This window comes from Streptomyces sp. NBC_00667 (assembly GCF_036226825.1).
Lineage (GTDB): Bacteria > Actinomycetota > Actinomycetes > Streptomycetales > Streptomycetaceae > Streptomyces.
This window is the reverse complement of record NZ_CP109022.1, coordinates 2,655,620-2,672,667: the sequence shown is the minus strand read 5'-3', so window position 1 is coordinate 2,672,667 and position 17,048 is coordinate 2,655,620. Positions and strand designations below refer to the sequence as shown.

Below are 17,048 nucleotides of genomic sequence, written 5' to 3'. Positions count from 1 at the left end.
AGCGGACCTCCGGGTGGGCGAACCAGGCATCCGGCCGCCGAGACTCGTTCTTCGTCACACGCAGGGAGACACACATGGCCACCAAGGCTGAGAAGATCGTCGCCGGGCTCGGCGGTATCGAAAACATCGAAGAAGTCGAAGGCTGCATCACCCGCCTGCGCACCGAAGTCATCGACCCGAGCAAGGTCGACGAAGCCGCCCTCAAGGCCGCCGGCGCCCACGGCGTCGTCAAGATGGGCACCGCGATCCAGGTCGTCATCGGCACCGACGCCGACCCCATCGCCGCCGACATCGAAGACATGATGTGAGCTGAGCCCGCCCGCTCACCCGCTCTCCCCGCAGGCAGCACGGCAGACCCCGTACCGGAACCACCCGGACGGGGTCTTCCCGTACCCCCGCACCGACTAGGCTCGACAGCATGTCTCGCATCGACGGCCGCACGCCCGAACAGCTCCGCCCGGTCACCATCGAACGCGGATGGAGCAAGCACGCCGAGGGCTCCGTCCTCATCTCCTTCGGAGACACCAAGGTCTTCTGCACCGCCTCCTTCAGCGAAGGCGTCCCCCGCTGGCGCAAGGGCAGCGGCGAAGGCTGGGTCACCTCCGAGTACTCGATGCTGCCCCGCTCCACCAACACCCGCGGCGACCGCGAATCCGTCCGCGGCAAGATCGGCGGCCGCACCCACGAGATCTCCCGCCTCATCGGCCGCTCCCTGCGCGCCGTCATCGACTACAAGGCCCTCGGCGAAAACACCATCGTCCTGGACTGCGACGTCCTCCAGGCCGACGGCGGCACCCGCACCGCCGCCATCACCGGCGCCTACGTCGCCCTCGCCGACGCCGTCGCCTGGGGCCAGAAGAAGAAGCTGATCAAGGCCGGCCGCAAGCCCCTCACCGGAACCGTCGCCGCCGTCAGCGTCGGCATCGTCGACGGCGAACCCCTCCTCGACCTCTGCTACGAGGAAGACGTCCGCGCCGAAACCGACATGAACGTCGTCTGCACCGGCGACGGCCGCTTCGTCGAGGTCCAGGGCACCGCCGAAGGCGAGCCCTTCGACCGCAAGGAACTCAACGCCCTCCTCGACCTCGCCGCCGGCGGCTGCGCCGACCTCCAGGCGCTCCAGCTCAGCGCCCTGGACCTGGCCGCCTCCTAGAGCGGCGAGGCCCGCGCGGCCCGGGCGGCCCTGCCGGCTCACCCCGGGGCAACCGCCGGGCCGGGCCCGGCGTCTACGCCGGTACGGGCGCACGGTGTCGAAGCCGTGCGCCCGTCCACGTACCCGAGCACCTGCATCTGAACCTGCACCTGCACCGAGCCCGAGCCCCTGGGGGACCCGAATGAAGCCCATGCACCGCGCTGCGGCCCTCGCCGTCGCAGCCGCCCTGGCCGTCCCGGCGCTCTCCGCCTGCGACACCCTCAACACCGCGATGGACTGCGCCAACACCGCCGTGGCCATAACCGACGGTGCCAACGACCTCCAGCAAGCCGTCTCCCAGGCCGGCAACAGCCCGCAGGACGCGCAGAACGCCCTCAACCAGATCGAGACGAGCCTCAAGAAGATCGGCGACCAGACGGACAACGCGGACCTGGGCAAGGCCATCGCCTCCATGAAGACGGCCGTCACGAACGTCCGCACCTCCATCGAGAACGGCAACGCCACCCCGGACATCACCCCGGTCGGCAACGCTGCCGAGGAGATCTCCAAGGTCTGCACCCCCGGCTGACCGCCCCCTCCGGCTGCCCGGCCCCCGGCTGACCGCCCACCGGAGGGCGGCCGCGCGGGGCCCTGGTCGATACTCGGCCGCACGGGCCCTGGTCGGTACTCGGCTGCGCGGGGCCCTGGTCGATACTCGGCCGCACGGGGCCCTGGTCGATACTGGTCGGCATGACCCGCCTGATCCTCGCCACCCGCAATGCGGGCAAAGTCGCCGAACTCCGCGCCATCCTGTCCGACGCCGGCCTGCCGCACGAACTGGTCGGCGCGGACGCGTACCCCGAGATCCCGGACGTCAAGGAAACCGGCGTCACCTTCGCCGAGAACGCCCTCCTCAAGGCCCACGCCTTGGCCCGCGCCACCGGCCTGCCCGCCATCGCCGACGACTCCGGCCTGTGCGTCGACGTCCTGGGCGGCGCCCCCGGCATCTTCTCCGCCCGCTGGGCCGGCAGCCACGGCGACGACAAGGCCAACCTGGACCTCCTGCTGGCCCAGCTCTCCGACATCGACGCCCCCCACCGCGGCGCCCACTTCGCCTGCGCGGCCGCCCTCGCCCTCCCGGACGGCACGGAGCGCGTCGTGGAAGGCCGCCTGCGCGGCACCCTCCGCCACACCCCGTCGGGCACGGGCGGCTTCGGCTACGACCCGATCCTCCAGCCGGACGGCGAAACCCGCACCTGCGCGGAACTCACCCCGGCGGAGAAGAACGCCATCTCCCACCGCGGCCACGCCTTCCGCGCCCTGGTCCCGTTCATCCGCGCCCTGACGACCTGATGGCCTGACGACCCGACGGCCACCGCAATGCAGAAGGCCCCGTACGCGGCGTGCGCGTACGGGGCCTTTCGGTGCGTGCGGTTGGGGGGACTCGAACCCCCACGGGTTTTACCCCACTGGGACCTAAACCCAGCGTGACTGCCAATTCCACCACAACCGCGACATTGCGCTCAATTCGGACATCCAGCCTGAGCGACTGGGCTCAGTCTACGGCCGCCCGGCCTCGCGGGGCGACGGAGTTGCTCCGCGGTTTGCGGCACCACGTGTCAGTGAGCGCATGGCAATTCGGGCACAGGTAGCGGAGGTTCTCGCGGCGGTTGTCGAGCCAGTCCCCGCTGACGTGGTCGATCTGCAAAGTGAGCGAGCGGCCCAGCCACTCGCCGGGGTTCCCGCACCCGGCGCACGCGTAGGGAACGCCGACCTGCTGCAGTGCCGAGTGGAGCCGGGCGCGATTGATCCTGGCAGACCCCTCCGGTTGCAGGGTGAGAACACCGGGGGCAACGGCCTTCGGCGCCACCGCCCGCGCGGCGGCCCAGGGCCGCCGCGCGAAGTGAGAGACGTCCAGTCCGAGCTGGGTCACGCGCCGCCGAACGCGCCGGCGGTTCACCTCGGTGAAGTCCAGTGCGAGCGCGCGCAGGAGGTCCGCGTAGCTGGTGGCACCGGGGACAGCCGCGCGAAGCGCTTCCTCCGGCACGGCCGACCGGGCGTTGCGGAAGTGAGAGGTGTCGATTCCGTGCCTCCTGAGTGCCTTCCCGAGCGCCGCGCGGGACCGGCCGTCGTCGGGCATCTCCAGGGCGCGGGCCGTGCCTCGAACGCTGTCGGAGGAAGCGGCGGCGGCGGCAAGCTCCTCAGGGCTGAACGGAAGCCCGACGGAGCCCTGCCCCATGCCGCCGAAGTGGCTCGTGTCGATGTCCGCCGCCGCCATGCGGCGGGCGAGGTGGGACAGCGTCCCCGTGGCCGGCCGGGCACCGAGTTCCAGGGCCACCTCGCGCAGGTGGTCGAGGCGGCCGCAACAGCGGCGATGACCTCGTCCGAGTACGTGCGCCACGGACCGCGCTTCGCGAAGTGGCTGGTGTCGATCCCGTGGCCCGTCACCTTCGCCTGCAGCACCCGGCGTTGGCCGCCGCTGACGGTGCGGCCGAGGCGCCGTATCAGGTCGGCCCAGCCGGTGGATGCGGCGACGGCGGTCGCCAGCGCGTCCCGCTCGTACGGATCGGTCATCGGCCCCCCGGTCCCGGCCGCTTGTGCGGCTCTCGTACGGAGTAACGGGGGTGCGGCGCAGGTGGTTACGGAGGGTTTCGTGCGATGAGCGGAGCGGCCCGCACCGGGTGGGGCGGGCCGCTCGGGGGAGGGGGCGGGGGTCAGATGCCGAGGTCCTTGATGATCTTGGCTACGTGGCCCGTCGCCTTCACGTTGTAGAGGGCGCGTTCGACCTTGCCCTCCTCGTCGACGATCACCGTCGAGCGGATGACCCCGGTGACCGTCTTGCCGTACAGCTTCTTCTCGCCGAACGCGCCGTACGCCGCCAGGACCTCCTTGGAGGGGTCGCCGACCAGCGTCACCTTCAAGTGCTCCTGCTCGCGGAACTTCGCCAGCTTCTCCGGCTTGTCGGGCGACACGCCGATCACGTCGTAACCCGCCTGGGCCAACACGGCCAGGTTGTCCGTGAAGTCGCACGCCTGCTTGGTGCAGCCCGGCGTCAGGGCGGCCGGGTAGAAGTAGACGATGACCTTGCGGCCCTTGTGGTCGGCGAGCGAGACCTCGTTGCCGTCCGCGTCGGGCAGGGTGAAGGCGGGGGCGGTGTCGCCCGGCTCAAGTCGCTCGCTCATGTCAGCAGTCTCCTCGGGAGGGGATCGGTACGGTCCGAGACTAAGCTGACAGACTGTTCATGGTGGGCCACGCCCCTATGGCCGATCACGACCGGTCACGACGACCGACCACGACGACGACGGAGGCAGCGCGGTGCCGGAAGCCAGGACCCCCGCACAGATCGAGGCGGACATCGTCCGCCGCCGTGAGCAGCTCGCCGAGACGCTCGACGAGATCGGCGTGCGCATGCATCCGAAGACGATCGTCGGGGACGCGAAGGCCAAGGTCGCCTCCAAGATCGACCACACCGCCGGCCGTGCCGTCGTGGCCGTGAACAAGCTGGTCACCGATCTGAAGGACGGTCTGCGCCATGAGGACGGGGCGCCCCGCATCGAGCGGATCGTGCCGGTCGCGCTGGTGGCGACCGGGCTGGTGGGGCTGCTCGTGCTGACGGCGCGCCGCAAGCGCGGATGAGGTGGGTGACCCTGCGGCGTGCCGGCCGGGCAGGGGCGGGTAGGTTCGGGTCGTGAGCGACAACACCACCACCCACGACAAGCTGCCCATCCGCATGCTGCACGACCGTGTGCTCGTACGTTCCGACCTGCCGGAGGGCGAGCGCCGCTCGGGCGGCGGCATCCTGATTCCGGCGACGGCCGCCGTCGGCAAGCGGCTGGCCTGGGCCGAGGTGGTCGCGGTCGGGCAGAACGTGCGCAGTGTCGAGCCGGGCGACCGGGTGCTGTACGACCCGGAGGACCGGGCCGAGGTCGAGGTGCGCGGGGCGACGTACGTGCTGATGCGCGAGCGGGATCTGCACGCCGTGGCCGCGGAGCGGCTGGAGGGGTCGAAGGACTCCACCGGGTTGTACCTGTGACGGCTGACGGATCCGGAGCGGTGCCGGCATCCGGAGCGGTGCCGGCGGCCCCTGAGCGCCGCTGACGGCCCCGGACGGCCGCTGTGCGAACCCCGCAAGGGCCGGTGACCGAGGTCACCGGCCCTTCTGCATGCCCTTTGCTACGGTGGTGGGGAAACCCCGACGAGACGCGCCGTACCGGGTAGCTGGACGCAAAGACGACGCACCCCGTTCCGCTCTCGTTCCGGAGGTGCCCGTCATGGCCTGGGTTCTGCTTCTCGTCGCCGGTCTGCTCGAAGTCGGCTGGTCGATCGGTATGAAGTTCACCGAGGGATTCACCCGGCTCTGGCCCAGCGTGTTCACGGGCGCCGGCATCGTCGCGAGCATGGTGCTGTTGTCGTACGCGGCGAAGACGCTGCCCATCGGTACGGCTTACGGCGTGTGGGTGGGTATCGGCGCGGCCGGTGCGGCGCTGCTCGGGATGGCGGTGCTGGGGGAGCCCGTCACCGCCGCCCGGATCTTCTTCATCTGTCTGCTGCTGGTCGCGGTGGTGGGGTTGAAGGCGACCTCCGGCCACTGACCCGGGCGCGGCCGGGGCTCTTCGAGGCAGCGGGCTATTCGAGGTAGCGCGACGGGGGGCGGGAGCGGCGGCCCGCGTCGATGCCGCCCAGGACTCCGGCGGTGGTGCCCGCGAGGGTCCCGCCCGTGCCGGTTCCCGTGCCCGTGCTCGTGCCCGTTCCCGTGGTGTTTCCGGCGGTGGTGCCGGTGGTGGTTCCGCTGTCGGTGCCGGCGTCGCCCCGGCCGCCGTCCGTGCGGCCGCCGTCGGTCTGCCCGCCCGTGTCCTGGCCCGCCGTGGTTTCGCCGCCGTCCTGTCCGCCCTGGTCCTGTCCGCCCGTGGGGCGCGTGGGACGGTGCGGGCGGCCGGGTCGGCTGGGCGGGACGGGAGGGAGGGGGGTGGTGCCCGGGGGCTGCTCGGGGTTGGTCGGGGTGAAGGGGGGCGGGGAGGGGACCGCGCCCGGCTGGAGTTCCAGGTCGAAGTCGAGGGGGTCGCTGCCGGCCAGGGCCGTCTTCGTGTACTGGGCCCAGATCCTGGCCGGGTACCCGCCGCCGCCGAGGCGGTCTTCGCCCAGTGCCCCGTACAGGGATTCGAGGGCGCCGGTGTCGGGGTCCTGGCCCATCACGGAGACCACCGTGACCAGGTCGGGGGTGTACGCGGCGAACCAGGCGGAGCGGTCGAGTTCCGCGGTGCCGGTCTTGCCCGCCGCCGGGCGGCCGGCCGCGAGGGCGGCGGTGCCGGTGCCGTTGTCGACGACGCTGACCAGCATGGAGGTGGTGGTGTCGGCGGCTTCGCGGCTGACGGCCTGGCGCGGGGCGCGGTCGGGCAGCTGGACGTTCTCGTCGCCCTTGCTGATCTTGTCCACGAGGGTGTACGGGGTGTGGCGGCCGTGATCGGCGAGTGTCGCGTAGGCCTGGGTCATGTCGAGCACGCTGGCTTGGAGGGTGCCGAGCGCCATGGCCGGTCCGGGGTCGAAGTTGGGGGTGTCCTCGGGGATGCCGAGGGCGATGGCGGTCCGCTTGACCTTGTCCGTGCCGACGTCGACGACCATCTGGGCGAACACGGTGTTGACGGAGAGGTCGGTGGCGGTGTTGACGGTGATGTCCCCGTACGACTGCTGGCCCTCGTTCTCGGGCGCGTAGGGGATCCGGGTCCCGATGACGCGGCGTTTGTTGTCGCCGTTGTAGAGGGTGTTGGGGGTGATGCGGCGGCCGTCCTGGGTGCGGGCGTCGTTGTCGACGGCGGACGCGAAGACGAACGGCTTGAAGGTCGAGGCCACTTGGTAGTCGTGCCGGGTGGCGTTGTTGACGTACTGCTTGGTGTAGTCGAGGCCGCCGTACATCGCGACGACCTTTCCGGTGGTGGGGTCGATGGAGGCGCCGCCGGCCCGGACCACCCGGTCGGCCTTGTGGGTCTGCGGGTCGAGCCTGCTGATCAGCTGTGCTTCCGCGGCGGCGACGATGGCGTTCTGGCGGCGCTTGTCGATGGTGGTGGTGATGCGGAAGCCGCCTTCGGAGAGCGTCTTGTCGTCGACGATCTTGTGTTCGACGATGTAGTCCTTGACGGCTTCGACGAGGTAGCCGCGCTGCCCGGAGAGGCCGGCGGCGGGGCGGATCTTCCCGGGTTCGGGGAAGCGGGCGGCCGCGCGTTCGGCGGGGGTCATCCAGCCCTTCTTGACCATGCCGTCGAGGACGTAGTTCCAGCGGGCGAGGGCGCGGCCGCGGCCTTGCGGGTGGGCGACGACGTCGAATGCGCCGGGGGAGTTGAGGAGGGTGGCGAGGTAGGCGCCCTCGGTGGTGGTGAGTTTGCCGACGTCCTTGCCGTAGTAGGCCTGGGCGGCGGCCTGGATGCCGTAGGCGTTGCGGCCGAAGTAGCTGGTGTTCAGGTATCCCTCGAGGATGTAGTCCTTCGACTTCTCGCGTCCGAGTTTGATCGCGATGAAGAATTCCTTGGCTTTGCGCCGGACCGTCTGTTCCTGGCCCAAGTAGTAGTTCTTGACGTACTGCTGGGTGATGGTGGAGCCGGACTGGGTGCCTTTGCCGGCGAGCGTGTTCCAGGCGGCGCGCAGCATCGCCTTCGGGTCCACCGCCCGTTCGGAGTAGAAGTCCCGGTCTTCCGCCGCCAGTACCGTCTCCTGCACCGTTCGGGGGATCTGTGAGAGTGCGACGTTGACGCGGTTGACCTCGCCGTCGCGGGCGAGCTGGGAGCCGTCGGCGTAGAGGTAGAGGTTGGACTGGGCGGTGGCGGTGGCGTTGGCGGGCGGGATGTCGACCAGGAGGTAGCCGGCGATCAGGGCGCCGCCGATCAGCAGGGCGATGAGCAGGATGCCGCCGAGGAGCATGCGCCAGGTGGGGAAGGCCCTGCGCCATCCGGTCCGCTTCCGGTTCCGGTTGCGCCCGGTCTGCGGCTCGGCCGGCGGGCCGGGCGCCTTTTCGGGCGGCGGTCCGGCGTTCGCACCAGGGGTGTCGGGGTCGCGAGGGGTCCAGCCCGGGGGTAGTGACTGGTCGTTCATCTCCGGGGCTCCTCGACGGTGTACGACATATCCGCATCTGTGCCAATGGTGTCTACCTGATAGCCGATGTGCGTGCTTCGGACGGGCGTAAATCCGTCGCGTGGCTCGCCCCTCCGCACTAAGCTCGCGCGCTTTGGCCGACGTAGGAACGACCTGGGAAGGGGAGGGATACGGTGCGCCGGGAAGTGAGCCGGGAAGTGAGCCGGGGAGCGGACGCCGAAGGGGAAGCGGAAGGGGAAGCCGAAGCGGAAGCGGAAGCCGGCACGGGGAGCGGGGACGTCCGCCGCAGGGCGGTGGCCGGGGACGCGGGGCACTGCTTGCGGCTGTACGGGGCCGTCGCGGTCGGCGGGTTCCGGCGATACGCCACCTACGGGACGGCCACGGCGGCCGGTGTGTTCACCAACACCGTGTTCGGCTTCATCCTCGCGTACACGTACGTGGCGCTGTGGGACGAGCGGCCCGGCCTCGGCGGCTACAGCCAGGGGCAGGCACTGGCCTTCATCTGGGTCAGCCAGTCGCTGCTGGCCGCCGCCGCGCTGATGGGCGGAGGGTTCCAGGAGGAGTTCCAGGAGCGCGTCCGGACGGGCGACATCGCCGTCGACCTGTACCGCCCCGCCGACCTCCAGCTGTGGTGGCTCGCGGCCGACATGGGCAGGGCCGCCTTCCAGCTGCTGGGGCGCGGGCTGGTGCCGGTCCTGGCGGGGGCGCTCGCCTTCCCGCTGGCGCTGCCCGCCGATCCGGTGCGCTGGCTGCTGTTCGTGGTGGCCGTGGTGCTCGGCCTGGTGGTGAGTTTCGCGGTGCGGTTCCTGCTGGGGCTGGCGGCGTTCTGGCTGCTGGACGGCACCGGGATCAACATGATGGCCGGTCTGGTCTCGGTGTTCTTCTCCGGGATGCTGCTGCCGCTGACCGTCTTCCCGGGCGGGTTCGGGGACGTGGTCCGGATGCTGCCGTGGGCGGCGATGCTCCAGGTGCCGATGGACGTCCTGCTGGGTGAGGGCGCGGGGGCGGGCGGCGCGGGAGGGGCGCTCGCGTTCCAGGCCGGGTGGGCGCTGGTGTTGTTGGGTGCGGGCCGGCTGATGCAGGCGGCCGCGACGCGGAAGGTGGTGGTCCAGGGTGGCTGACGCGGTGCTCGGGCGTGAGCGGGAGGGGCCGCCGGCGGCGGTGTGGGAGCGGGAGCCGCGGCGCCACCGGGCGTGGGAGGGGCTGCGCTGCTACGGGCTGATCGCCGCGATGTGGATCCGCTCCGCGATGACGTACCGGATGTCCTTCCTGCTGGCCACCGTCGGCCACGCGGCGGTCACCCTCCTCGACTTCGCCGCGATCTACATCATGTTCACGCACGTGGACGCCCTCGGCGGGTTCTCGCTCCCCGAGATCGCCCTGCTGTACGGGTCCAGCTCGACCTCGCTGGGCCTGGCCAACCTGCTGCTCGGCAACACCGACCGGATGGGCACGCGGATCCGTGACGGCTCGCTGGACGGCATGCTGGTGCGCCCGGTCCCGGTGCTCGCGCAGGTGGCGGCGGACCGGTTCGCGCTGCGCCGGCTCGGCCGGATCGCGCAGGGCTGCGGGGTGCTGGTGTGGGCGGTGGCGGCGCTGGACGTGGACTGGACGGCAGGGAAGGTGCTGCTGGTGCCGGTGATGGTGCTGGCGGGTACCGCGATCTTCGCGGCGGTGATGGTGGCCGGGGCGGCCTTCCAGTTCGCGGCCGGCGACGCGGCGGAGGTGGTCAACTCCTTCACGTACGGCGGCTGCACGATGCTGGAGTACCCGCCGACGGTGTTCGCGAAGGAGCTGCTGCGCGGGGTGACCTTCGTCGTCCCGCTCGCGTTCGTCAACTGGCTGCCCGCGCTGTACGTGCTGGGGCGGCCCGATCCGCTGGGGCTGCCGGGCTGGGTCGCGTTCCTGAGCCCGCTCGTGGCCTTCGCGGTGTTCGTGCCCGCGTCGCTGGCGTGGCGCGCGGGACTTCGTTCGTACCGGAGCACGGGGAGCTGAGGACAGGGCATGAGCGAAGTACTGATCGAGCTGGACGGCGTCGAGAAGGTGTTCACGGTCCGGCGCCGGGTGGGGCTGGTACGGCGGGAGAAACGGCAGGTGAGGGCCGTGGACGGGATCGGTTTCACGGTCGGCAGGGGGGAGATGGTCGGCTACATCGGGCCCAACGGCGCGGGGAAGTCCACGACGATCAAGATGCTGACCGGGATCCTCACCCCCAGCGCCGGCCGGCTGCGCGTCGCGGGCATCGACCCGGCCCGGGAGCGGATGCGCCTCGCGCACCGGATGGGGGTGGTGTTCGGGCAGCGCACGACGCTGTGGTGGGACCTGCCGCTCAAGGATTCGTACGGGCTGATGCGGAGGATGTACCGGATCCCCGAGGCGAGGTACCGGGCGAACCTGGAGCGCTGCGTGGAGCGGCTGGACCTGGGGGAGCTGCTGGACGTGCCGGTACGGCAGTTGTCGCTGGGGCAGCGGATGCGCGGCGACATCGCGGCGGCGCTGCTGCACGATCCGGACGTGCTGTACCTGGACGAGCCGACGATCGGGCTGGACGTGGTGAGCAAGGCGAAGGTACGGGCCTTCCTGCGGCAGCTGAACGCAGAACTCGGGACGACGGTGCTGCTCACGACGCACGACCTCCAGGACATCGAGCAGCTGTGCGAGCGGGTGATGGTCATCGACCACGGGCGCCTGATGTACGACGGCCCGCTGGGCGGGCTGCACGCGGCGGGCGCGGCGGGGGAGAGCGAGCGGACGCTGGTGGTGGACCTGGAACGGGAGTTTCCGCCGCTGGTGGTGCCGGGGGCGCGGGTGGTACGGGTGGAGGGGGCGCGGCAGTGGCTGGCGTTCCCGGCGCAGGCGTCGGCGGCGCCGCTGGTGGCGGCCGTGGCGGCGGGGTACCCGCTGCTGGACCTGTCGGTGCGGGAGCCGGACATCGAGGAGGTCATCGCCCGGATGTACGCGGGGCGGGGGTAGGGGGAAATCAGGGTCGGTCCCGGGGTCCGGTACGGGGCCGGAACGTACAACTGCCCGGGGTCAGTACATAGTCTGGTCCCATGAATGAGGAGCGGCCGGAGAAGCCGTTGACGGAGGGGTCGTTGCCGCAGGAGCCGTCCTCGGAGAAGGCGTCCGGGGAAAAGGCGTCCTTGGAAAAGGCGTCCCCGGAGAAGCCGTCCTTCGAGAAACGGCCGTCCTTGGTGGGGCCGCCGCTCGCCGGGGATGCGTTGCCGCAGCTGAGGGCCTCGGATGCCGACCGGGAGCGGGTGGTGGAGCGGCTGCGGGACGCGGTCGCCGAGGGCCGGCTCGACATGGAGGAGTTCGAGGAGCGCCTCGACGCGGCCTACACGTCGCGGACGTACGCGGAGCTGGCGCCGCTGACCCGCGACCTGCCCGAGCCGGGTGCCGAGGCGCCCCTGGCGTCGGCGCCGCAGGGGGCCGCGGTGGCGCGGCCGGCGTCCGGGTCGGCGTGGGCGGACCGCATCGGGGGCCAGGGCACCTGGTCGACGGGGATCGCCGTCATGTCGGGGTTCCAGCGCAAGGGCCGCTGGACGGTGCCCGCGCGGTTCGACGCGTTCGCGCTGATGGGGGGAGGGGAGCTCGACCTGCGCGAGGCGAACTTCGCCGAGCCGGAGGTCGTGATCAACTGCATCGCCGTGATGGGCGGCATCGAGATCACCGTCCCGCCGGGCGTGGAGGTCGATGTACGGGGCATCGGCTTCATGGGGGCGTTCGACCACCGCGAGGGCCCCGGCGTGCCGGAGCCGGGCGCACCGCGGGTGGTGGTGACCGGCCTCGCCCTGATGGGCGGGGTGGAGGTACGGGTGAAGGAGCCGAAGGGCGTCAAGGGGTCCAAGGGCGGCAAGAGGGACGGGTCGGTGGACGGCCGGTCGCCTCGGAAGGAGCTGTAAGGGGCTCTCGTGGCGGCGTGCTGGCGCGCCGGGAACTCCTGAGGCCGCCCGGGAGTCGGATGCTATGCGGACGAAACCGGCCATGGGGGGAAGGCAGGAGCACGTGGAAGACGTGGACCATCGCGACGTGGACCCGCGCACGGGAGCGCAGCCCGGGGCCCCGACCGGGACCCGGACTGAGGCTGGGACCGGGACCGGGGCTGCCGTCGGACGCGGAGCATTCGGGTTCAGCGCGGCGGACGAGGAGCGGCGGCGCGGTGTCCGCCGGATGAAGACCACCGCGACGGGGCTGCTGGCCCTGGTGGCGCTGGTCTACGTACTGGCCAAGTGGGCGCAGCACACCGGCGCGGGCGACTGGGCCGGGTACGTCGCGGCCGCCGCCGAGGCGGGCATGGTCGGCGCGCTCGCGGACTGGTTCGCGGTGACGGCCCTGTTCCGGCGGCCCCTGGGGCTGCCGATCCCGCACACCGCGATCATCCCGACGAAGAAGGACCAGCTGGGTGTGTCGCTGGGCGAGTTCGTGGGCGAGAACTTCCTCTCCGCGGAGGTCGTCCGGGCCCGGCTGCACGCCCTCGGCATCGGCGGCCGGCTCGGCTCGTGGCTGGCGGATCCCGCGCACGCCGAGCGGGTCACGGCGGAACTGGCGACGGCCCTGCGCGGCGCCCTGGCCGTGCTGCGGGACTCCGACGTCCAGGCCGTGGTGGGCGAGGCGATCACCAGACGGGCCGAGGGCGCCGAGATCGCTCCGGGGCTCGGCAAGACCCTGGAGAAGGTCGTCGCCGACGGCGGTCACCGCCGCGCCGTCGACCTGGTCTGCGCCAAGGCCCACGACTGGCTCGTCACGCACGGGGACTCGGTCATGGACGCGGTCCAGGGCGGGGCGCCCGGCTGGACCCCGCGCTTCGTGGACCGCAAGGTGGGCGAGCGGGTGTACAAGGAACTGCTGCGCTTCGTGACGGAGATGCGGGACATGCCGGAGCATCCGGCCCGGAGCGCGGTGGACCGCTTCCTGACGGACTTCGCCGGCGACCTCCAGTCCGACACCCGGACCCGGGAGCGGGTGGAGCGGCTCAAGTCGGAGATCCTCGCGCGGGGCGAGGTGCAGGACGTGATCGCCTCGGCGTGGGCCGCGATCCGGTCGATGATGATCGCGGCGGCCGAGGACGAGCAGAGCGAACTGCGGCTGCGGGTGCGGTCGTCCCTGATGTCCCTGGGCGCCCGGCTCGCGACCGACGGGCGGCTCCAGGCCAAGGTGGAGGGCTGGATCGAGGACGCGCTGGTGTACGTGGTCACCACCTACCGCACGGAGATCACCTCGCTGATCACCGACACGGTGGCGGCCTGGGACGCCGAGCACACCTCCCGCAAGATCGAGGCCCACATCGGCCGCGACCTCCAGTTCATCCGCATCAACGGCACGGTGGTGGGCGCCCTGGCGGGCCTCCTGATCTACACGGTGTCCCGAGCACTGGGGGCGTAGGGCCGGTGCGCGCCAAGGGCCGCACCTCCAGCCCGGCCGGCGTCTGGGCCGCACCTCCAGCCCCGCCGGCGTCCGGGCCGCACATCCAGCCTCGCCGGCGTTTGAGGCGCGGGGTCTGGGGCGGAGCCCCGGAAAGCCCGGCGCAGCCGGGGCCGCTCCGCGCAACGGCGCCGCAGCCCGCCCCGCACCCAACCCCCCGCACCCAACCCCCGGCCCCCTACCCCCGCCGGTCGGCCACGACCCACGCGGCCCCCGCCACAACCCCCGCCGCCCCGAAGACGGCCGGCCACGCCCCCACCTTCCGCGCCAGCGGATGCGCCCCCGCGAACCCGGCCAGGTACAGCGCTCCGAGCCCGGCAGCCGCCGGCACGCCACCGCGCCGGTGCCACTCCCGCCCCGCCGCGATCCCGGCGGCCCCCAGCACCACACCGCCCAGCGGCCGCTTCTTGGTCCAGCGGGCCACCGCGTACCCGCCCACCAGTCCGGCCGCCGCCACCATCGAGGTCGGTACCCGCTCCATGTCCACTCCCTACGCGTCCTGGCCGTACGTACGGGCCGCACCCGCACGAACCGTCGCCGCACGAACCGTCGCCACACGAACCGTCTCCGTACGGCCGTCCCCGTACGGGCCGTCTCCGTACGCCCACGAGGCTAACGGCCCCGCCTGACGGCCCGCCGCGCCCCCACCCCGCCCAGCACCAGTACCGCCCCGCCGAACACCCCCTCCGGCACCGCCTCCCGTACGGCGGCCGGCAGCAGCGCCACCACCCCGAGTACGAGCAGGAAGGCGAGGGCGGCCCGCCCAACGGCCCGGAGCACTCTGTCCACGACCCCTCAACGCGCCTGCCGCCCCCACGACACGCCCCACCCCGCCGGGGTCGGATTTGTCGCACACTCGCCGCATCCGCCTGATACGCCGCCCATGGAACCCGGACCGCATAAATTCACTCTCCAAAGACAAACGGGAAAATCCCCGTCAACGCGCCCCAGGAGCCCGGACATCGTGATCTGCTACGGACAGGCCGTCCTCGACCTCGTGGACGAACTGGTCGACGCCTACGCCGACGTCTTCTCCGCCCCGCCGTGGAACGAAGACGAAGAAACCATTCGCCAGTTCGCGGACCGCCTCCCCGCCGACGCCCGGCGCCGTGGTTTCCGTACCGCCCTCGCCCAGTCCCCGGCCGGCATCGACGGGTTCGCCACCGCGTGGCTCACCCCGGCCGCCTTCCCCAAGAACCGCGCCTACGGCCAGGTCGCGGCGCAGCTCGGACCCGGCCGGGTCAAGGAACTGCTCGTCGGCGCGCTGGAGATAGACGAACTCGCCGTACGCCCCTACGCGCGCGGCCGCGGCACCGGACGCGCCCTCCTCACCGAGATCACCGCCGACGCCCCCGACCGCCGCGCCTGGCTGCTGACCTCCCGACTGGCCCGGGACACGGTGGCGACGTACCGCCGCCTGGGCTGGCACGAGGTCGCCGCCCTCCCCGGCACCGAGACCGGCGTGATCGTCTTCCTGGCCCCGGACCACCCGAGCCGCTGACCGGGGGTATCCGCTGACCGGGGGTATCCCGTTCCGGGGGCGGGCATACCCGCGCCATGATCACCACTACGCCCCAGCGGCTGGCCCGGCGCCAGCTCAACCTGGCCACCCGGCACCAACTCACCACCACGGCCGGAGTACCCGACGGCACGATCACCTCCCGCACCCGCCCGGGCGGGCCCTGGCAGCGCTTACTGCCCCGGGTCTACCTCCTCCAGACCGGTCCCCCCGACCACCGTCAACGCGCCCTCGCCGCCGTCCTGTACGCCGCCGAGCCCGCCTCCGACCCCCTGTCGGGCGACACGGCCGCCCTCACCGGCGGCGCCGCGCTCGCCCTGCTCGGCATCCGCGAGGCGCCGTACACCCCGGCCGACGTCCTGATCCGCGCCCCGCGCCGGCTCACCGCCACCCCCGAGGTCCGGCCGCTGACCACCTCCCGCTGGCCGCGCACCATCACCGTGAGCGGCGTCCCGAGCACCCGGCCGGTCCGCGCGGCCGCCGACTTCGCCGCCCGCGCCGACGACCCCGAGCGCATCCGCTCGACCCTGGCCCACGTCGTCCAGGCCGGCTGGTGCCACCCGCACGACCTGCACGCCGAACTGCGCTCCTCCCGCCTCCTGGGCCGCCCCGCGATCCGCTCGGCGGCGTCGGAACTCCTGGCCGGCGTCCGCTCGGTCGCCGAAGCCCGGGCCCGCGACACCCTCACCGCGACCGACCTCCCGACCCCGCTGTGGAACGCCCGCCTCCACACCCCGGACGGCACCTTCCTGGCCAGCCCGGACGCCTACTGGCCCGACGAGGGCGTCGCTCTGGAGATCGACTCCGCCGAGTACCACTACACCCGCGACGCCTGGCACGCCACCCTCCGCCGCCGCCTGCGCCTGGAGTCCCACGGCGTCCTGGTGGTCAGCGCGACCCCCTCCATGATCCGCGACACCCCCACCGAAGTCATCGCCGCCCTCCGCACCCTCCTCACCCTCACCACCCCCCGCCCCCACCCCCCAACCGCTACCGCCCGCGGCCACCAGCAGCTCTTCCTCCCCCTTCAGTCCTGAGCGGCTGCCGACAGCAGATAAGCGACATCCATGTGCTGCCCGGCTTTGTGCAGTGCGGCGGTGATGTTCAGAACCGCCTGCCTGTCTGCCCGCTCGCTCGCGCTGGAAAGTACTGTTTCCGCCGCTGCGTCCTTGCCCGCCGTACGGCAGGATGCGACGGCTTCCACGACCTCACTCGGGGAAGCCGTGCTTCCCACCCGCCACAGCATCACGCCGGCGTCGCGAGTCCGGCCGGTGGCGAAATAGCGGAGAACGGTCTCAAGCTCGGTCCAGGCTGGGCCAGCTTGTTCCGTGCTCTGCCGGTCCCCCTCCGGCAGGGGGACCGGCAGAGCAGCAGGTACCACTGCCGACGCGTCAGGCCGTACATGTACTCGTGCTCGGGGCCGCACGATCCGCCGCGGCCGGACGGTCGGCGAAGCCGGCGCGACGGTGACGCTGCTGGCGGGCCTGCTCCTTGCGGTCGGCGAAGCGGCGACGGTGTGGCGGCAGCAGGGGCAGTGCCGTGCCGCAGCGTGCTCGCGAAGAGTGCGCAGTTCTTCGTAGGTGCACGGCAGCGTATGCCCAGCGGCCAGGGCCTCTGGTTCGATCACCTCGAAAAGGCTCTTGAGCAGCGACTCTTCCGGGACGCGGCCGCCGTTCAGGTGATTGGACAAGGTGGTCGGCGCGATGTTCGCATCCGAGGCGATGGCTGCCTGGGTCCGCTCACTGCACTCGCGTAGCAGGCGTAACTTCGCGACCAGTACGCGGTGCGGAACGGAGAGTCCCGGCGGCAAGCTCTTCCACTTCATCGGTCTAGGTGACAACGCGACCCCCATCGTGCATCAGCAACTGGCTTTCTGAGCATGCCTGTTCACAG

20 protein-coding genes, 1 tRNA gene and 1 riboswitch are annotated in these 17,048 nt (G+C 72.0%); of the genes, 14 read left to right on the top strand and 7 right to left on the bottom strand.

Annotated elements, in window-relative coordinates; translation table 11 throughout:
• Positions 1-74 precede the first annotated feature (74 nt).
• From OHA81_RS12555 to rdgB, 4 genes are all read left to right on the top strand, one after another.
• Positions 75-308, top strand: a complete 234-nt coding sequence (locus tag OHA81_RS12555) for a glucose PTS transporter subunit EIIB (RefSeq protein WP_112449866.1) — start codon at positions 75-77, stop codon at positions 306-308.
• A gap of 110 nt (positions 309-418) precedes the next feature.
• Positions 419-1,153 carry a ribonuclease PH gene (gene rph / locus OHA81_RS12550; RefSeq protein WP_190182629.1) on the top strand — a complete coding sequence of 245 codons (735 nt, stop codon included), beginning with the start codon at positions 419-421 and terminating at the stop codon, positions 1,151-1,153.
• Positions 1,154-1,343: 190 nt separating this feature from the next.
• Positions 1,344-1,721: a hypothetical protein gene (locus OHA81_RS12545; protein WP_329195542.1), complete on the top strand. Its 378-nt coding sequence runs from the start codon at positions 1,344-1,346 to the stop codon at positions 1,719-1,721.
• Between the two features lie 161 nt (positions 1,722-1,882).
• Entirely contained in the window at positions 1,883-2,485 is a 603-nt protein-coding gene (rdgB, locus tag OHA81_RS12540; protein WP_329195540.1) for an RdgB/HAM1 family non-canonical purine NTP pyrophosphatase, read from the top strand.
• A gap of 76 nt (positions 2,486-2,561) precedes the next feature.
• Here the strand turns inward: rdgB and OHA81_RS12535 are convergent.
• The 3 genes from OHA81_RS12535 to bcp all read right to left on the bottom strand — a co-directional run bounded on the left by OHA81_RS12535 (position 2,562) and on the right by bcp (position 4,314).
• Positions 2,562-2,645: transfer RNA gene (locus OHA81_RS12535), tRNA-Leu, on the bottom strand.
• 42 nt (positions 2,646-2,687) lie between these two features.
• Positions 2,688-3,533: an HNH endonuclease signature motif containing protein gene (locus OHA81_RS12530; RefSeq protein WP_329195538.1), complete on the bottom strand. Its 846-nt coding sequence runs from the start codon at positions 3,531-3,533 to the stop codon at positions 2,688-2,690.
• A gap of 313 nt (positions 3,534-3,846) precedes the next feature.
• On the bottom strand, positions 3,847-4,314 hold the full coding sequence (gene bcp / locus OHA81_RS12525; RefSeq protein WP_329195536.1) for a thioredoxin-dependent thiol peroxidase: 468 nt from the start codon (positions 4,312-4,314) through the stop codon (positions 3,847-3,849).
• A 133-nt stretch (positions 4,315-4,447) separates the two neighbouring features.
• Between bcp and OHA81_RS12520 the strand changes: the two genes are divergently transcribed.
• From OHA81_RS12520 to OHA81_RS12510, 3 genes are all read left to right on the top strand, one after another.
• The gene (locus tag OHA81_RS12520; protein ID WP_329195534.1) at positions 4,448-4,768 is read left to right on the top strand and encodes a DUF3618 domain-containing protein; all 321 of its coding nucleotides are present in this window, start codon (positions 4,448-4,450) and stop codon (positions 4,766-4,768) included.
• Positions 4,769-4,820: 52 nt separating this feature from the next.
• Positions 4,821-5,165 (top strand): GroES family chaperonin, encoded by a 345-nt coding sequence (locus OHA81_RS12515; protein ID WP_329195532.1) that lies wholly within the window; start codon positions 4,821-4,823, stop codon positions 5,163-5,165.
• Between the two features lie 128 nt (positions 5,166-5,293).
• Positions 5,294-5,372: riboswitch (guanidine-III (ykkC-III) riboswitch) on the top strand.
• 31 nt (positions 5,373-5,403) lie between these two features.
• A complete protein-coding gene (locus tag OHA81_RS12510; RefSeq protein ID WP_329195530.1) occupies positions 5,404-5,724 on the top strand; it encodes a DMT family transporter in 321 nt (106 codons plus the stop codon).
• 34 nt (positions 5,725-5,758) lie between these two features.
• Here the strand turns inward: OHA81_RS12510 and OHA81_RS12505 are convergent, their stop codons facing one another.
• On the bottom strand, positions 5,759-8,212 hold the full coding sequence (locus OHA81_RS12505) for a transglycosylase domain-containing protein (RefSeq protein WP_329195529.1): 2,454 nt from the start codon (positions 8,210-8,212) through the stop codon (positions 5,759-5,761).
• Positions 8,213-8,529: 317 nt separating this feature from the next.
• Here OHA81_RS12505 and OHA81_RS12500 point away from each other — a divergent pair, with 317 nt between their 5' ends.
• The 5 genes from OHA81_RS12500 (at position 8,530) to OHA81_RS12480 (ending at position 13,597) form a co-directional block, all read left to right on the top strand.
• Entirely contained in the window at positions 8,530-9,333 is an 804-nt protein-coding gene (locus OHA81_RS12500) for an ABC transporter permease (protein WP_329202212.1), read from the top strand.
• Positions 9,326-10,207 (top strand): ABC transporter permease, encoded by an 882-nt coding sequence (locus OHA81_RS12495; protein WP_443056518.1) that lies wholly within the window; start codon positions 9,326-9,328, stop codon positions 10,205-10,207. The genes OHA81_RS12500 and OHA81_RS12495 overlap by 8 nt, the downstream gene beginning before the upstream one ends.
• Positions 10,208-10,216: 9 nt before the next feature.
• Positions 10,217-11,185: an ABC transporter ATP-binding protein gene (locus OHA81_RS12490; RefSeq protein ID WP_329195528.1), complete on the top strand. Its 969-nt coding sequence runs from the start codon at positions 10,217-10,219 to the stop codon at positions 11,183-11,185.
• Positions 11,186-11,265: 80 nt separating this feature from the next.
• Positions 11,266-12,117, top strand: coding sequence for a DUF1707 SHOCT-like domain-containing protein (locus tag OHA81_RS12485; RefSeq protein ID WP_329195526.1), 852 nt, complete (start codon positions 11,266-11,268; stop codon positions 12,115-12,117).
• Positions 12,118-12,181: 64 nt separating this feature from the next.
• On the top strand, positions 12,182-13,597 hold the full coding sequence (locus OHA81_RS12480; protein WP_443056517.1) for a DUF445 domain-containing protein: 1,416 nt from the start codon (positions 12,182-12,184) through the stop codon (positions 13,595-13,597).
• Between the two features lie 217 nt (positions 13,598-13,814).
• On the opposite strand, the gene OHA81_RS12475 is transcribed toward OHA81_RS12480, so the two are convergent.
• Both OHA81_RS12475 and OHA81_RS12470 read right to left on the bottom strand, forming a co-directional pair.
• On the bottom strand, positions 13,815-14,117 hold the full coding sequence (locus OHA81_RS12475; protein WP_329195525.1) for a hypothetical protein: 303 nt from the start codon (positions 14,115-14,117) through the stop codon (positions 13,815-13,817).
• Positions 14,118-14,248: 131 nt separating this feature from the next.
• On the bottom strand, positions 14,249-14,425 hold the full coding sequence (locus OHA81_RS12470) for a hypothetical protein (RefSeq protein WP_329195523.1): 177 nt from the start codon (positions 14,423-14,425) through the stop codon (positions 14,249-14,251).
• Between the two features lie 175 nt (positions 14,426-14,600).
• Between OHA81_RS12470 and OHA81_RS12465 the strand changes: the two genes are divergently transcribed.
• Together OHA81_RS12465 and OHA81_RS12460 are read left to right on the top strand one after the other, a co-directional pair.
• Positions 14,601-15,137 carry a GNAT family N-acetyltransferase gene (locus OHA81_RS12465; protein ID WP_329195522.1) on the top strand — a complete coding sequence of 179 codons (537 nt, stop codon included), beginning with the start codon at positions 14,601-14,603 and terminating at the stop codon, positions 15,135-15,137.
• A 56-nt stretch (positions 15,138-15,193) separates the two neighbouring features.
• Positions 15,194-16,192 carry a hypothetical protein gene (locus tag OHA81_RS12460; protein ID WP_329195521.1) on the top strand — a complete coding sequence of 333 codons (999 nt, stop codon included), beginning with the start codon at positions 15,194-15,196 and terminating at the stop codon, positions 16,190-16,192.
• Here OHA81_RS12460 and OHA81_RS12455 read toward each other — a convergent pair.
• Positions 16,183-16,980, bottom strand: a complete 798-nt coding sequence (locus tag OHA81_RS12455) for a helix-turn-helix domain-containing protein (RefSeq protein WP_329195519.1) — start codon at positions 16,978-16,980, stop codon at positions 16,183-16,185. The genes OHA81_RS12460 and OHA81_RS12455 overlap by 10 nt on opposite strands.
• Positions 16,981-17,048: the final 68 nt, after the last annotated feature.

Coding starts and splice junctions, on each gene's coding strand:
- OHA81_RS12555 (WP_112449866.1), top strand. CDS start 75: ATGGCCACCAAGGCTGAGAAGATCGTCGCCGGGCTCGGCGGTATCGAA.
- rph (WP_190182629.1), top strand. CDS start 419: ATGTCTCGCATCGACGGCCGCACGCCCGAACAGCTCCGCCCGGTCACC.
- OHA81_RS12545 (WP_329195542.1), top strand. CDS start 1,344: ATGCACCGCGCTGCGGCCCTCGCCGTCGCAGCCGCCCTGGCCGTCCCG.
- rdgB (WP_329195540.1), top strand. CDS start 1,883: ATGACCCGCCTGATCCTCGCCACCCGCAATGCGGGCAAAGTCGCCGAA.
- bcp (WP_329195536.1), bottom strand. CDS start 4,314: ATGAGCGAGCGACTTGAGCCGGGCGACACCGCCCCCGCCTTCACCCTG.
- OHA81_RS12510 (WP_329195530.1), top strand. CDS start 5,404: ATGGCCTGGGTTCTGCTTCTCGTCGCCGGTCTGCTCGAAGTCGGCTGG.
- OHA81_RS12505 (WP_329195529.1), bottom strand. CDS start 8,212: ATGAACGACCAGTCACTACCCCCGGGCTGGACCCCTCGCGACCCCGAC.
- OHA81_RS12490 (WP_329195528.1), top strand. CDS start 10,217: ATGAGCGAAGTACTGATCGAGCTGGACGGCGTCGAGAAGGTGTTCACG.
- OHA81_RS12485 (WP_329195526.1), top strand. CDS start 11,266: ATGAATGAGGAGCGGCCGGAGAAGCCGTTGACGGAGGGGTCGTTGCCG.
- OHA81_RS12480 (WP_443056517.1), top strand. CDS start 12,182: ATGCGGACGAAACCGGCCATGGGGGGAAGGCAGGAGCACGTGGAAGAC.
- OHA81_RS12475 (WP_329195525.1), bottom strand. CDS start 14,117: ATGGAGCGGGTACCGACCTCGATGGTGGCGGCGGCCGGACTGGTGGGC.
- OHA81_RS12460 (WP_329195521.1), top strand. CDS start 15,194: ATGATCACCACTACGCCCCAGCGGCTGGCCCGGCGCCAGCTCAACCTG.
- OHA81_RS12455 (WP_329195519.1), bottom strand. CDS start 16,980: ATGAAGTGGAAGAGCTTGCCGCCGGGACTCTCCGTTCCGCACCGCGTA.